General features: G+C 70.5%; 14 protein-coding genes. 9 read left to right on the top strand and 5 right to left on the bottom strand.

The features are described from left to right. The first annotated feature begins 7 nt into the window (after window positions 1-7). Genes hutU through hutG form a run of 3 tightly spaced genes read left to right on the top strand, consistent with a single transcriptional unit; the run spans window position 8 to window position 3751 of the window. Window positions 8-1666 (top strand): urocanate hydratase, encoded by a 1659-nt coding sequence (gene hutU / locus AC5YDA_RS06325; protein ID WP_496190208.1) that lies wholly within the window; start codon window positions 8-10, stop codon window positions 1664-1666. Window positions 1667-1683: 17 nt separating this feature from the next. Beyond that, window positions 1684-2835: an imidazolonepropionase gene (gene hutI, locus AC5YDA_RS06320; protein ID WP_496190207.1), complete on the top strand. Its 1152-nt coding sequence runs from the start codon at window positions 1684-1686 to the stop codon at window positions 2833-2835. After that, window positions 2828-3751 carry a formimidoylglutamase gene (gene hutG, locus AC5YDA_RS06315; RefSeq protein WP_496190206.1) on the top strand — a complete coding sequence of 308 codons (924 nt, stop codon included), beginning with the start codon at window positions 2828-2830 and terminating at the stop codon, window positions 3749-3751. Before hutI ends, hutG begins: the two co-directional genes overlap by 8 nt. A 13-nt stretch (window positions 3752-3764) precedes the next feature. On the opposite strand, the gene ctlX is transcribed toward hutG, so the two are convergent. Next, window positions 3765-4688 carry a citrulline utilization hydrolase CtlX gene (gene ctlX / locus AC5YDA_RS06310; RefSeq protein ID WP_496190205.1) on the bottom strand — a complete coding sequence of 308 codons (924 nt, stop codon included), beginning with the start codon at window positions 4686-4688 and terminating at the stop codon, window positions 3765-3767. 210 nt (window positions 4689-4898) lie between these two features. Between ctlX and AC5YDA_RS06305 the strand changes: the two genes are divergently transcribed. Both AC5YDA_RS06305 and AC5YDA_RS06300 read left to right on the top strand, forming a co-directional pair. After that, window positions 4899-5354: a cupin domain-containing protein gene (locus AC5YDA_RS06305; protein WP_496190204.1), complete on the top strand. Its 456-nt coding sequence runs from the start codon at window positions 4899-4901 to the stop codon at window positions 5352-5354. Continuing rightward, window positions 5351-5707 carry a hypothetical protein gene (locus AC5YDA_RS06300; protein WP_496190203.1) on the top strand — a complete coding sequence of 119 codons (357 nt, stop codon included), beginning with the start codon at window positions 5351-5353 and terminating at the stop codon, window positions 5705-5707. Before AC5YDA_RS06305 ends, AC5YDA_RS06300 begins: the two co-directional genes overlap by 4 nt. Window positions 5708-5713: 6 nt before the next feature. On the opposite strand, the gene AC5YDA_RS06295 is transcribed toward AC5YDA_RS06300, so the two are convergent. The 3 genes from AC5YDA_RS06295 to pcaD are packed head-to-tail and all read right to left on the bottom strand — an operon-like array spanning window position 5714 to window position 7603. Further along, window positions 5714-6499 (bottom strand): IclR family transcriptional regulator domain-containing protein, encoded by a 786-nt coding sequence (locus AC5YDA_RS06295; protein ID WP_496190202.1) that lies wholly within the window; start codon window positions 6497-6499, stop codon window positions 5714-5716. After that, entirely contained in the window at window positions 6496-6774 is a 279-nt protein-coding gene (gene catC / locus AC5YDA_RS06290) for a muconolactone Delta-isomerase (RefSeq protein WP_496190201.1), read from the bottom strand. Before catC ends, AC5YDA_RS06295 begins: the two co-directional genes overlap by 4 nt. 49 nt (window positions 6775-6823) lie before the next feature. Beyond that, on the bottom strand, window positions 6824-7603 hold the full coding sequence (gene pcaD / locus AC5YDA_RS06285; protein WP_496190200.1) for a 3-oxoadipate enol-lactonase: 780 nt from the start codon (window positions 7601-7603) through the stop codon (window positions 6824-6826). Window positions 7604-7739: 136 nt separating this feature from the next. Between pcaD and AC5YDA_RS06280 the strand changes: the two genes are divergently transcribed. Then, window positions 7740-8396, top strand: a complete 657-nt coding sequence (locus AC5YDA_RS06280; protein WP_496190199.1) for a cation efflux transmembrane domain-containing protein — start codon at window positions 7740-7742, stop codon at window positions 8394-8396. Between the two features lie 161 nt (window positions 8397-8557). Here the strand turns inward: AC5YDA_RS06280 and AC5YDA_RS06275 are convergent, their stop codons facing one another. Further along, window positions 8558-9325: a pyrroline-5-carboxylate reductase family protein gene (locus AC5YDA_RS06275; protein WP_496190198.1), complete on the bottom strand. Its 768-nt coding sequence runs from the start codon at window positions 9323-9325 to the stop codon at window positions 8558-8560. Between the two features lie 197 nt (window positions 9326-9522). Between AC5YDA_RS06275 and AC5YDA_RS06270 the strand changes: the two genes are divergently transcribed. The 3 genes from AC5YDA_RS06270 (at window position 9523) to AC5YDA_RS06260 (ending at window position 13823) form a co-directional block, all read left to right on the top strand. Beyond that, on the top strand, window positions 9523-11463 hold the full coding sequence (locus AC5YDA_RS06270) for a beta-glucoside-specific PTS transporter subunit IIABC (RefSeq protein WP_496192905.1): 1941 nt from the start codon (window positions 9523-9525) through the stop codon (window positions 11461-11463). 23 nt (window positions 11464-11486) lie between these two features. Beyond that, window positions 11487-12896: a glycoside hydrolase family 1 protein gene (locus tag AC5YDA_RS06265; protein ID WP_496190196.1), complete on the top strand. Its 1410-nt coding sequence runs from the start codon at window positions 11487-11489 to the stop codon at window positions 12894-12896. A 69-nt stretch (window positions 12897-12965) separates the two neighbouring features. Continuing rightward, entirely contained in the window at window positions 12966-13823 is an 858-nt protein-coding gene (locus AC5YDA_RS06260; RefSeq protein WP_496190195.1) for a PRD domain-containing protein, read from the top strand. Window positions 13824-13873 lie beyond the last annotated feature (50 nt).

The raw sequence follows: 13873 nt of genomic DNA, 5'->3' as shown, positions 1-13873 counted from the left end.
TGGGCCCATGGCTGACGTGATCCGCGCCCCCCGGGGCCGCGACCTGAACGCCCGCAGTTGGCAGACCGAGGGCGCCCTGCGGATGCTGATGAACAACCTCGACCCCGAGGTCGCCGAGCACCCCGAGCAACTCGTCGTGTACGGCGGGTCCGGCAAGGCGGCCCGCGACTGGCCGAGCTTCCACGCCATCGTCCGGACACTGAAGGACCTCGCCGACGACGAGACGCTCCTGGTCCAGTCGGGCAAGCCCGTCGGGGTGTTCCGCACCCACGCGTGGGCCCCGCGCGTGTTGATCGCCAACTCCAACCTCGTCGGCGACTGGGCGACCTGGGAGCACTTCCGCGAACTCGAGAGGGCCGGACTCATGATGTACGGCCAGATGACCGCCGGATCCTGGATCTACATCGGCACCCAAGGCATCCTGCAGGGCACGTACGAGACGTTCGGGGCCGTGGCGCGCAAGCGCTTCGGCGGCTCCCTCGCCGGCACCATCACCCTCACCGCCGGCCTCGGCGGCATGGGCGGCGCACAGCCCCTCGCGGTGACCATGAACGAGGGGGTGGCGATCTGCGTCGAGTGCGACCCCAGCCGCATCGCGCGACGCGTCGAACACCGCTACCTGGACGTCGTCGCCGACCACCTCGGCCACGCCATCGCGCTGGCGAACCGGGCGAAGCAGGAACGGCGCCCCCTCGGGATCGGCCTGTTGGGCAACGCCGCGGAGGTCGTCCCCGCCCTGCTCGAACGCCACCGCGTCGGCGACATCACCATCGACGTCGTCACCGACCAGACGTCCGCCCACGACCCCCTGCAGTACCTGCCCCTCGGTGTCCCGTTCGACGAGATGAAGGACCGTGCCGCCCGGGACCCGGCCGGCTTCACCGAGGCATCGCAGGCGTCCATGGCCCAGCACGTCGAGGCGATGGTCGGCTTCCAGGACGCCGGCGCCGAGGTCTTCGACTACGGCAACTCGATCCGCGACGAGGCTCGCAAGGGCGGGTTCGCCCGGGCGTTCGAGTTCCCGGGGTTCGTGCCGGCTTACATCCGTCCGCTGTTCGAGGAGGGCAAGGGACCCTTCCGCTGGGCCGCCCTCTCCGGTGACCCGGCCGACATCGTCAGGACCGACGCCGCGATCCTCGACCTCTTCCCCGAGGACGAGCACCTCCGCCGCTGGATCACCCTGGCCGGCGAGCGCGTCCACTTCCAGGGCCTGCCGGCCCGCATCTGCTGGCTGGGCTACGGGGAGCGCGCGCGGGCCGGTGTCCGCTTCAACGAGATGGTGGCCGCCGGCGAGATCGGCCCCCTCGCGATCGGACGCGACCACCTCGACTCCGGCTCTGTGGCGTCGCCCTACCGCGAGACGGAGGCGATGGCCGACGGTTCGGACGCCGTGGCCGACTGGCCGCTGCTGAACGCCCTGCTGAACACGGCATCCGGCGCGTCCTGGGTGAGCATCCACCACGGTGGGGGCGTGGGCATCGGACGCTCCCTCCACGCGGGACAGGTCTGCATCGCCGACGGCACCGACCTCGCCGCCCAGAAGCTCGAGCGGGTGCTCACCAACGACCCCGGCACCGGCGTCATGCGCCACGTCGACGCCGGATACCCGCATGCCCGCGACGTCGCCCGCGAGCGTGGCGTCCGGATCCCCATGATGGAGGCCTGAGACGAGAGGCTGACGCCATGTCCCTGCTGATCGACCACATCGGCGAACTGGTCACCCACGATCCCGAGCTCGGCACCCTCCGCGAGGCCGCGGTCGTCGTCGAGGACGGCCGCGTCGCGTGGGTCGGGCCGTCCGCGCGGGCCGATCGCGGCACCGACGACGTGCTGGACGCCGCGGGCGCGGCCGTGGTGCCGGGGTTCGTCGAGTCGCACAGCCACCTGGTGTTCGCGGGGGACCGGTCCGAGGAGTTCGCCGCCCGCATGGCCGGGCTGCCGTACGCCGCCGGCGGCATCCGGACGACGCTGGCCGCCACCCGCGCCGCGTCCGACCCGGAACTCGCGGCCAACCTGCGCCGGCTGGCCGCCGAGTACCGCCGCCAGGGCACGACGACGCTGGAGGTGAAGTCGGGCTATGGCCAGACGGTCCCGGACGAGGTGCGTTCGGTGCGCCTCGCCGCCGCCCACGCGGACGAGGCGACCCTGCTCGCGGCGCACGTCCCGCCGCCCGAGTTCGCCGGACGCGTCGACGACTACGTCCGGCTCGTCGTCGACGAGATGATCCCGGCGGCCGCTCCACACGCCCGGTGGATCGACGTGTTCTGCGAGGAGGGCGCGTTCGACGTGGAGCAGTCCCGGGCAGTGCTGGAGGCCGGCCTCGCGGCGGGGCTCGGCGTGCGTGTGCACGCCAACCAGCTGACCGCGGGCGGGGGCGTCCGGCTGGGGGTGGAGCTGGGTGCGGCCTCGGTGGACCACTGCGTCCACCTGACCGACGCGGACGTGGACGCCCTCGCCGGCTCCGACACGGTCGCGACCCTGCTCCCCGGCGCGGACTTCTGCACGCGCGGGCCCTACCCCGATGCGCGCAGACTCCTGGACGCCGGCGTCACCCTCGCGCTCGGGGCCGATTGCAACCCGGGCACCTCGTACACGACGTCGATGCCGCTGATGGTGGCGCTGGCGGTCCGGGAGCTGGGGATGACCCCGGCCGAGGCGCTCTGGGCAGCCACCGCCGGCGGGGCCCGGGCGCTGCGCCGCACCGACGTCGGCCACCTCGGCCCCGGCGCCCGGGCCGACCTGGTCGTGCTGGACGCCCCGTCGTCGATCCACCTCGCCTACCGTCCCGGGGTCCCGCTCGTGCGGCACGTGCTGAAGGAGGGGCGCCGTGGCTGACCGAGCCTCCCAGCCCTGGGCCGGACGCGACGACGGGCCCGGGCCCGAGCATGCCCGCTGGCACACGGTGGTGACTTGTACCCCGCAGTCGGGGTACAAGTTCACTCCATCTTCGGCGGTGATCCTCGGGTTCGCCTCAGACGAGGGGGTCCGCCGCAACGGAGGGCGTGTCGGGGCCGCCGAGGGCCCGCTCGCCCTGCGCGAGGCACTCGCGAACCTCAGCGACCCGGGGCGTCCGGTGTTCGACGCCGGGGACGTCGTGGTCGACGGCGGCGACCTCGAGGCCGGCCAGGAGCGACTCGGGGCGGTGGCTGCGTCGGTGCTGGAGGCCGGCGCCCTCCCGGTCGTCCTCGGCGGCGGGCACGAGGTGGCCCACGGCTCCTACCTGGGGTGGGCTCCGCGCGCCGCGGCTGAGAGGTGGGGGGTCCTGAACGTCGACGCCCACTTCGACCTGCGCTCGGCGGACCGCGCCACCTCCGGGACCCCGTTCGCCGAGATCGCCGCCGCCGAGGCAGCAGCGGGGCGCCGGTTCGCCTACGCGGTCGCCGGCATCAGCCGGGCGAACAACACCCGTGCCCTGTTCGAGGCCGCCGAGAGCCTCGGCGCGCGCGTCCTGCTCGATGAGGACTGCGCGATCGGGGCCGCCACCGCCTTCGTCGAGCGCTTCGCCAGCGGGCTGGACCGGGTGCACCTGAGCATCGACCTCGACGTGCTGCCGGCGTCCGTCGCGCCCGGTGTGAGCGCGCCGGCGGGCTTCGGGATCGGGCTGGATGTCGTGCGGGTGATCGTCGACGCCGTGCTGGCATCCGGCAAGCTCGGACTCCTCGAGATCGCCGAACTCAACCCGCGCTTCGACGTCGACGGGCGCACCGCCCGGACGGCGGCACGTCTGGTCGACAGAGCGGTGCGTCGCTGATCGGGTCGTCGCCTCAGCGGCGGGAGAGGTGGATCCCCGCCAGCATGCAGCGCACCGAGCCGCCGGCGAGTTCGATCGTGGGCACGTCGATCGCCACGATCGGCGCGGACGCCTCGATCCGGGCCCGCTGCTCGTCCGTGTAGGACGCCGCGGCGCGCGCCGAGCAGGCGTAGAGCCGTCCCGACGAGCCGGTCAACTCCATGCCGTTCCCGGCGAACTCGGTGACCTGCTGCCAGGAGAGGTCGATGACGTCGCGTCCGGACGCCGTGAGGCGCTCCACGATCTCGTCGCGGCGGCGGGCGTCCGTCATCACCTCGGTGCACAGCAGGGCGAAGTCGGTGCCGATGCTCATGATCACATTGGTGTGGTAGATCGCCTCGCCGGCGGGGTCGCGGTTCTCGAAGACCATCGGTTCGTAGCCGACGTGCGTGCAGAAGCGCTCCAGGATGACCTGGTTCGCGCGCTGCGACGCGCCCACGTACGCCACCCGCTCGACGTGGTCGAGGATCATCGCGCCCGTCCCCTCGAGGAACAGCCCGTCGGGTTCGAGCCCCGAGTAGTCGATGACCTCCTGGACGCGGTAGTCGCGCTTGAGCATCTCGATCACGTCCACACGCCGCTCGCCGCGCCGGCTCGGGGCCGCCATCGGGTAGAGGACCACGCGGCCCCCATGGTGCGTGGAGAACCAGTTGTTCGGGAACACCGAGTCGGGTGTCTCGCGCCCTCGGTCATCGAACACGTGCACCGTGACACCGTGCTCCATGAGGGTGCGCGCCACGGCGTCCGCCTCGCGGAGCGCCCGGGCCTCGAACGTCTCGGCGTTGATCTCGGGACGTGGCAGCTGGAACACGTTGTCGGCCGCGGTTTCGGGATTCGGGGTGAAGTGGTGCGGTCGCACCATCACGACCGCCGAGGGAGCCTGGATCTGGTTGCGCACGCGCCCATCGTCGTCCATGGGAACCCTGCAGGGCCAGCAGCCACTCGTCCGCATGTGCCAACCCTGACGGCCGCGCCTTCCGGGTCGGGGGGCTGCTCGCCGGATTCGTGCCCGGGGCCGCGCGCCGAGGCGCTGATCTTGGCGCGCGCCCGGTGAATGTCGGGGGCCTCGGCTAGGTTGGAGAGGTATCCACGACGAAGGGAGCGACACGTGAAGATCGAGGACGTCGGGCCGAAGCCCAACTCGTTCGACCTCGAGAAGGCGACCGTCGAGAACGACGTCTATCGCCAAGTCGCCTGGACGGGGAAGTACCTTCAGGTGACCCTCATGTCCATCGAACCGGGCCAGTCGATCGGCCTCGAGGTGCACCCCGAGACCGACCAGTTCCTGCGGCTGGACGCCGGGCAGGGGCACGTCCGGATGGGACCGGACGCCGACGAGATCACCTTCACCGAGGAGGTCTCCGACGGCTGGTGCATCGTCGTGCCCGCCGGCATGTGGCACGACGTGATCAACACCGGTGATGAGCCCATGCGTCTCTACGCGATCTACGCCCCGGTCCACCACGCGGCGGGCAAGGTTCACAAGACGTTCGCCGACTCCGAGGCTGACGAGGAGTCCGGCAACGACGAGCCGCCGTCCTGGGCTGTGCAGCCCTCCGCATGAGACCCCGTCTGCTGGTCGCCCTGGCGGCGTCGGTCCTGCTCGTGGGGTGTGGCGCTTCATCCACCCCGGCCGGCGACAGCACGGCGGACGCCGGCGGCGAGGCGGCGCGCTACCGTGCCGCAGCGCCGCAGAACAGCGACGTCATCACGGCGGTGAACCAGATCGGTCCGCGGCGGTACGCGGTGCGAACGTCGCTGCCCGACCGGTCTGTCGACCGGGCGATGGCCCTGTGCCAGGAACTGGCCACCAACCTGAAGCCCCTGCCCGACACGTTCGTGGTGCGCGACGGGGGCGGCAACATCATCGTGACGTTCAACCACCCGCGTCATCCGGGGCAGTGCGCCGGCGTCTGACGGGGATCAGGGCGTCAGCGCCGCGCGGTTCCGCACTTCGTTGCTGATCGCCCTGGCGCAGGCCAGGACGCTCGGGGTGACCGCATCGAGGCGCTCGCGGGCGCCGGAGCCGCTGGCCATGGACACGTTGATGGCGGCGACCACCGCACCGTCCGCCGCGACGATGGGGGCGGCCACGGAGCAGACCCCGGGCTCCAACTCGTCCACGATCACGGCGATGCCGGTCCGACGCACCTCGTGGAGGGCCCGGCGCAGCTCGTCCGGTTGAGTCCTGGTGTTCGGCGTCAGGCGCGGACGGTCGGTGCGGGCCAGGTAGTCGTCGAGGTCGGCGTCCGACATCCCGGCGAGCAGGACGCGTCCCATGCTGGTGGCGTAGGCCGGGAACCGCGTGCCCACGGCGATGGGGGTGCGCATGATCCGCCGCACGGCGAAGCGGGTGGTGTAGACGATCTCGTCTGCGTCCAGCACGGCCAGGGAGGTGGACTCGTTCAGTGCCGCCGAGAGGGCGCGCAGGTGGGGGTTGGCCAGGTCGGCGAGGCCTTGGGAGGAGAGGTAGGAGTAGCCCAGCGAGAGGGTGCGCGGCGTCAGCCAGAAGAGCGTGCCGTCGGTGGCCGCGTAGCCGAGGTCCACCAAGGTGTGCAGCACGCGTCGGACGGTCGCCCGGCTGAGATCGACCTCGCGGGCGACCTCACTCAGCGTCATCCGGGGGTGTGCCGCCCCGAACGCCGTGATGACCGAGAGTCCTCGGACGAGCGACTGGATCGGCTCAGGGCGTTCGGGGCCGGGGGTCATCGGATCGAGTTCGGGTGCTTGCACAGAGCGGTGGTCTCGATGTCCATGTACGGGAACATCGGGAAGCCGGCCAAGATCTCGTGCAGGCGGTCGCTGGATTCGACCTCGAAGACCGACACGTTGGCGTAGCGCCCCACGACGCGGTAGATCGCCTCGAACTCGCCGGAGCGCTGCAGTGCCTGGGAGTACTCCTTCTCGGCGGCTTGCTTCTCGGCGATCTCCTCCTTCGACATGGACTCGGGGAACTTCACCTGCATGCGGCACAGGAACTTCATCGTCCTGGCTCCTTTCGTGTTCGGTGGTGCGGGTTGGCGGTGCGGCGTTTCAGGACAGGTGGGCCAGGACGGCCTCGGCGTACGCCTCGGGAGCCTCCTGGACGCTGAGGTGCGCGCCCGGGATCTCGACGCGGGTCGCGCCGGGGATGCCGTCGGCGATCGCGAACGTCAGGGCCGGCGGGGTCGGGACGTCCCCGGTGGTGCCGATCACCAGCGTCGGCGCACTGATCTCGCCGAGCCGGTCGTTCAGGTCGGTGTGGCCCAGCGCGATGCAGGTCGCCGCATAGCCCTCGGGGTCGTTGCCGAGGAACCACTCCTTCAGGGTAGCGAGCTGCTCGGGGTTCTCAGCTGCGTGGGAGGGGGTGAGCCACCCGGCGGTGACGGCGTCGACGATGGCCTCGAGGCCCTCGCCCCGCACCTTGGCGGCGCGGTCGGCCCAGGACTGCTCTGTCCCGATCTTCGCCCCCGTGTTGGAGACGACCAGGCGGTCGAGCCGCTCGGGGTGCTCCAGGGCGAATGTGAGGGCGGTCTGGCCGCCGACCGAGAGGCCCACGACGTGGGCACGTTCGACGGCCAGGTCGTCGAGGATCGCGGCGATGTCGCCCGCCAGTTGGGACATGGTGTAGTCACCGGCGGGAGTGGTCGAGCCGCCGTGGCCGCGGCTGTCGTAGCGGACGACGCGGAACTTCTCGGCCAGCCGGGGCACGATGGGCGCCCACAGGTCGACGTTGGTACCGATCGAGTTGGACAGGACGACGACAGGGGCGGCGTCCGGGCCGTCGATCACGTAGTGGAGCGTGAGGTCGGCCGACGTTGTTGCGTGGGGCATGGAATCTCCTTGTGGGCGAGGGCTCCGAAGAGGACGACGTCCCAGTCTGTTCGCTCTGCGAACGAGGCGTTCAGCTTACGACCACACCGTATTGCCCCGGTGCGCTGAACGCCCGCAAACGTGAGAAGTTTCTCCGGTGGTAGATGACGACGATGACCTGGAGTTGACCGCGGACGAGGTTGCCGAACGGATGCCGCGGCTGCGCCGCACGGTGCTCACCGTGGCCGGCCTGAACTTCGCCTACTTCTGGGTGGAGGTCGCCGTGGCGCTGGCCATCGGGTCGGTGTCGCTGTTCGCCGACTCGGTCGACTTCCTCGAGGACACGGCCGTCAACCTGCTGATCTTCGTCGCGCTCGGCTGGTCGCTGCGCGCCCGCGCGCGGGCCGGCAAGGTGATGGCGGGCATCATCCTGCTGCCGGCGCTGGCGGCGGCGTGGCAGGCGTTCGAGAAGTTCGGCAACCCCGAGGCGCCGGACGTCACGTCGCTCGTGGTCACCGCGGGCGGCGCGATCCTCGTGAACGCCTCCTGCGCCTGGTTGTTGTCCACCTACAGGGAGCACGGTGGTTCGATGACCACTGCTGCGTTCCTGACGGCCCGCAACGACGTCATCGTGAACGCGCTCATCATCGTGATGGGCGTCATCACCTGGTTCACCCTGTCCGGGTGGCCGGACGTCATCCTCGGCATCGCGATCATCCTGATCAACGTCCGGGCCGCCAAGGAGGTCTGGGAGGCGGCCACCGAGGAGCACCTCGCAGCGCACGCCCTGGCCGGGGAGTTCGACGAGGACTGAGGGCGGGGGAACCGACCGGCCGCCGTCCCCGGACCTCAGGACGCGTCCGGCGGCGAGCAGGAAGTCCCGAGGGTGTGTTGCATTTTGTGTCGGCAAAGCTGGTCATCATCGGGGTACTTTGCCGACACAAAATGCAACACAGGGGGTGGGGCGTGCCGACCTCAGGCGCCCCACTTGCCCATCGCCCGCAGCATCTGCTCGGCGACGCGGGGGAACTCGGCGTTGAGGACGTCCAGGCCCTTCTCGGTGGTCCCGCCCGGGTGCGCGACGCGATCCACGACCGCGCCGGCGCCGATGGCGTCCTGCTCCTGGAGCGTCAGCGTCCCGGCCGCCGTCTGGCGCACCAGGCCGCGGCAGACCTCGGGGTCGAGACCGTGACGTCCGGCCAGGGCGTCGGCCCAGATCTCGAGCGCCCGGGCGTAGAGGGCCGGTCCGCTGCTGGTCAGCGCCGCGTAGAGGCTGAGGCGCTCGGCGTCCACCTCGTGCACGACGCCGCAGGCGGCGAGGGGCGCGCGGACGGCGTCCTTGTCCGCCTCGGTGAGCCCGGGGCCCCACGTGACGAGCGTCGCGCCCTGGCCGGTGGAGAGGTTCACGTTCGGGAGCGTGGTCGCCCAACGCGGGGTGTGCCCGCCCGGATCCCAGCCGGAGGCGCAGGTGACGATCATCGGACGGTGCCGGGCGATCACCTCGCCGTGCTCGGACGCCAACGCCGCCGAGTCCGGCGGTGCCGTCCACAGGAAGACCGGGTCGCACCGCTCGAACACCTCGGCCGCCGACGCCGCCACCGCCACCCCAGGGCACTCGGACGCCAGCGCCTCGGCCTTGGCGGTGGTGCGGTTGAAGACCACCACGTCCGGGACGCCGACCCGCGCCAAGCCTCCCGCCAGGGCCGTGCCGAGTCTGCCGAGTCCGATGATGCCGATGCTCATGGGGGCAGCCTAGGACGGTGAGGATCCGCGCTCGAAGCCGAGGGTTGTGCGGGACGGTGGGTTTGTGTTTATCTATGTCCGTGAGCCCGTTGAGGGCTCCCCAGGATTGTTACTCAGCTGTTGAGGCAAGGCCTGAGACGCACAGACGTGCGCCTCGGGCCTTTTTTGCGTTCCCGCACAAGAGGAAGGACCCAACGATGGGCTCCGTGGATTACCGGACACTCGCACCACACCTCCTGGCCGCCGTCGGCGGCGAGGAGAACATCGCGACGATGGGGCACTGCGCGACGCGCCTGCGCCTTCGGCTCAAGGATGACTCCAGGGCCGACAAGGCGGCCGTCGAGAAGCTGCCCGGTGTCATCACCGTCATGCCGGCGGGCGGCCAGTTCCAGATCGTCATCGGCAACAACGTGCCGATCCTGTACGACGAGATGACCCGCATCACCAAGCTCGGTGAGGACGGCGCGTCGTCCGAGCCCGGCAAGAAGGGGAGCATCCTCAACCAGTTCATCGAGCTGATCAGCTCGATCTTCCTGCCCGCCCTGTGGCCCCTGGCCGGCGCGGGCCTGCTCAAGGCGTTCCTCAGCCTGTTCATCAACTTCAACCTGCTCGACCCCGCGTCGACGACCTACACGATCCTGAACGCCTCGGCGGACGCGATCTTCCACTTCCTGCCCATCTTCCTGGCCGTCAACGCCGCCAAGCGTTTCAAGGCGAACATCTTCACCTCGATGGCCGTCGCCGCCGCGCTGGTCTACCCCAGCATCGTGGCCCTGACCGCCGCCGAGGGGCCCGTCACCTTCCTCGGCCTGCCGGTGGTGGCCATGAACTACACCAGCTCCGTGATCCCGATCGTCATCGCGGTGTGGCTGCAGTCGTACCTGGAGAAGGGCCTCAACAAGGTCCTGCCGCACTGGCTGCGGAACTTCACCACCCCGCTGCTGGTCATGCTCATCATGGTCCCGCTCGTCCTGCTGACGGTCGGCCCGGCCACCACCTTCGCCGCCCGCGGCATCTCCGCGGCCGTCACCTCCGTCTTCATGATGGCCCCGTGGCTGGGCGGTGCGCTGATGGGTGGCTTCTGGCAGGTGTTCGTCCTGTTCGGCCTGCACTGGGGCTTCGTCCCGATCATGCTCAACGACCTCACCCTGCAGGGTTACTCCGTCCTGAGCGGCCCGCTCCTGGCGGCCGTCCTCGCCCAAGCCGCCGCCACCACCGCGGTCGCCCTCCGCACGCGCAGCGCCAAGCGTCGTGAGGTCGCCGGACCGTCCGCCGTCTCCGGCTTCGTCGCCGGCGTCACCGAGCCCGCCATCTACGGCGTCAACCTGCCGCTGAAGAAGCCCTTCTACGCCGGCATCGCCGGTGGCGCCATCGGTGGTGCCATCGCCTCCGCCGGGGGGAGCGCCGCCGCCGGGTTCGTCTTCCCGTCCCTGCTCGCCATCCCCGCCTACATGACCGTCGGCAACTTCACCCTGCAGCTCATCGGCACCGGTGTGGCCATGGCGATCGGCTTCTTCGTCACCCTCGCCCTGGTCGACCGCGAGCAGCCCGACCCCGAGCCGGCCGGCAGCGATGCCACCCCGGCCTCCGGTCCCGCCCGCGCGTCCGCGGACGCAGCGGTCCCCGTCCCGACCGACGCGACCACCACCACCGCCACCGCGGGCGGCGTCGCCCTCCTCACCAGGACCGTCGCCCTCGGCGCCCCGGTCGCCGGCACCGCCATCCCCCTGACGCAGGTCGAGGACAAGGTGTTCGCCTCCGAGGCCATGGGCCGCGGCGTGGGTGTCATCCCCACCGACGGACGGATCGTCGCCCCGGCGTCCGGCACGGTGGTGGTCGCCATGAAGTCCGGCCACGCGTTCGGCATCAGGACGGACGAGGGGGTCGAGGTCCTCGTCCACGTGGGCATCGACACCGTCCAGCTCAAGGGCCGGGGGTTCACCTCGACGGTCGCCAAGGGTGACCGCGTCGAGCGGGGACAGGTGCTGGCCGAGGTCGACTTCGGCATCGTCCAGGCAGCCGGCCACGACACCACCACCGTCCTCATCGTCACCAACACCGGACAGTTCGAGTCCGTCGAGGCCACCGCGTCCGGCACCGTCACCGCCGGCCAGGACGCCGCCCTCGTCACCGTCTGAGACCCATCAGGAGAGAACACACCATGAGCACGACGTTCCCGCAGGACTTCCTCTGGGGTGGCGCGGTCGCCGCCAACCAGTACGAGGGCGCCCACCTCGCCGGCGGCAAGGGCCTGTCAATCCAGGACGTGATGCCCCGCGGCATCATGGCCCCGCCGACCGAGGAGCCCACGCCCGACAACCTCAAGCTCGAGGGCATCGACTTCTACCACCGCTACGCCGAGGACATCGCGCTGTTCGCCGAGATGGGCTGGAAGGTGTTCCGGTTCTCGATCGCATGGTCGCGGATCTTCCCGCGTGGGGACGAGCAGACGCCGAACGAGGAGGGCCTCGCCTTCTACGACCGGGTCCTCGACGAGTGCGCGAAGCACGGCATCGAGCCGCTGGTCACGATCAGCCACTACGAGACGCCGCTGCACCTGGCCAGGACCTACGACGGCTGGGTCGACCGCCGCATGATCGGGTTCTACGAGCGCTACGCCCGGACGCTGTTCGAGCGCTACGGGGACCGCGTGAAGTACTGGCTGACGTTCAACGAGATCAACGCCGTCCTGCACGCCCCGCTGATGGCGGGCGGCATCTGGACGCCGAAGGAACAGCTGTCCGATCAGGACCTCTACCAGGCCATCCACCACGAGCTGGTGGCCTCGGCGTCGGTGACGAGGATCGCGCACGAGATCAACCCCGACCTGAAAGTCGGCTGCATGATCATCGCCATGCCGACCTACCCGCTCACGCCGGCCCCGGCCGACGTGTGGGAGGCGCTGCGGATCGAACACGACAACTACGCGTTCGGAGACGTCCACTGCCGTGGCACCTACCCGGGCTACTTCCTGCGGAAGCTGCGTGAGGCGGGCGTCGAACTGCAGATCACCGATGCCGACCGCGAGACGCTGAAGCACACGGTGGACTTCGTGTCGTTCAGCTACTACGTCAGCATCTGCGCCTCGGCGGACCCGACGATCGAGAGGGGGCCGGGCAACATCTTCGCGGGCGTGCCGAACCCGACCCTCGAGGCGTCCGAGTGGGGCTGGCAGATCGACCCGGTCGGCTTGCGCATCGTCCTCAACGACTACTGGGATCGGTGGCAGAAGCCGCTGTTCATCGTCGAGAACGGGCTGGGCGCCAAGGACGAGCTCGTCGTCCTCGACGGGGTCCCGACCGTCGAGGACGACTACCGCATCGCCTACCTGCGGGACCACCTGCTCCAGGTGCGCGAGGCCATCGCCGACGGCGTCGAGCTGTGGGGCTACACGTGGTGGGGCCCGATCGACCTGGTGTCGGCGTCCACGGCGCAGCTCAGCAAGCGGTACGGGTTCATCCACGTCGACCGGAACGACGACGGGACGGGCACCCTGACGCGGACCAGGAAGAAGTCGTTCGGCTACTACGCCGACGTCATCGCCAGCAACGGCGCCCACCTCGGCGCCTGAACCGGCGCGGGCGTCCGGTTCCCAACCGGACGCCCGCGTGACAATCTGACACGAAGGAAGGGGGCGGACGTGCACATCCTGCGGGTGTTCAACACCAACGTCGTCCTGGCGCGCGACCCGGGCGGCCGTGAGGTCGTCCTGACCGGACGTGGCCTGGGGTACCAGGCGCGACCCGGCCAGGAGGTCGACGCGTCGAGGATCATGCAGACGTTCGTGCCCGAGGACGGCCGCAACGCCGACAACTTCGGACAGATGCTCGCCTCGATCGCGCCCGAACTGGTGCACCTCGTCGACCGCGTGCTGGCACCGGTGTGGGCCGAACTGCGGCGGGCCCCCTCCTCGACCACCGTCCTGGCGCTGGCCGACCACCTCAGCTTCGCGATCAAGCGCATCGAGCGCGGCATGGAGGGCGTGTACCCGCTGCGCGCCGAGATCGCCCACCTCTACCCGCGCGAACTGCACTGGGCCGAGCAGGTGGTGGACGCGATCAACGCCGAGCTCGAGGTCGACCTGCCCCGCGAGGAGGCCGTCCCGATCGCACTGCACCTCGTCAACGCCGCCTTCGACTCGGGCAACCTGGCGCTGACCTACCGGATGACCGGCGTGTTCACGCAGGTCTTCGAGGTCATCGAGGGGGCGTTCGACATGAAGCTGGACCGCGAGTCGGTCAACGTCGCACGCTTCATCACGCACCTGCGGTACTTCTTCGTCCGTGTGCACAACGCCGGCCAGGTCGACGACCACCCCGTCACCTTCCGTGACGCGATCGCCACCGCCTACCCGGACGCCCACCGGTGCGCCCGGCGCGTGGCTGACATCCTCGAGATCCGGCTGGGCCAGCCGATCACCGAGGACGAGATCGCCTACCTCACGCTGCACGTCGCCCGCCTCACACACGCGTGCCGGCCGTGGCGCACCCACTCATGATCGCCCTGCTCGTCCCGGGCCGACCGTGGCCGACACATCAGAACCCGCTC

The sequence above is a fragment of the Propioniciclava sp. LT294 genome, assembly GCF_059516005.1.
This window is presented reverse-complemented; position numbering and strand designations above follow the sequence as displayed.

Excerpts from the sequence above, each read along its gene's own strand:
- hutU (WP_496190208.1), top strand. The coding sequence starts at position 8 with ATGGCTGACGTGATCCGCGCCCCCCGGGGCCGCGACCTGAACGCCCGC.
- hutI (WP_496190207.1), top strand. The coding sequence starts at position 1,684 with ATGTCCCTGCTGATCGACCACATCGGCGAACTGGTCACCCACGATCCC.
- AC5YDA_RS06300 (WP_496190203.1), top strand. The coding sequence starts at position 5,351 with ATGAGACCCCGTCTGCTGGTCGCCCTGGCGGCGTCGGTCCTGCTCGTG.
- AC5YDA_RS06295 (WP_496190202.1), bottom strand. The coding sequence starts at position 6,499 with ATGACCCCCGGCCCCGAACGCCCTGAGCCGATCCAGTCGCTCGTCCGA.
- catC (WP_496190201.1), bottom strand. The coding sequence starts at position 6,774 with ATGAAGTTCCTGTGCCGCATGCAGGTGAAGTTCCCCGAGTCCATGTCG.
- pcaD (WP_496190200.1), bottom strand. The coding sequence starts at position 7,603 with ATGCCCCACGCAACAACGTCGGCCGACCTCACGCTCCACTACGTGATC.
- AC5YDA_RS06275 (WP_496190198.1), bottom strand. The coding sequence starts at position 9,325 with ATGAGCATCGGCATCATCGGACTCGGCAGACTCGGCACGGCCCTGGCG.
- AC5YDA_RS06270 (WP_496192905.1), top strand. The coding sequence starts at position 9,523 with ATGGGCTCCGTGGATTACCGGACACTCGCACCACACCTCCTGGCCGCC.
- AC5YDA_RS06265 (WP_496190196.1), top strand. The coding sequence starts at position 11,487 with ATGAGCACGACGTTCCCGCAGGACTTCCTCTGGGGTGGCGCGGTCGCC.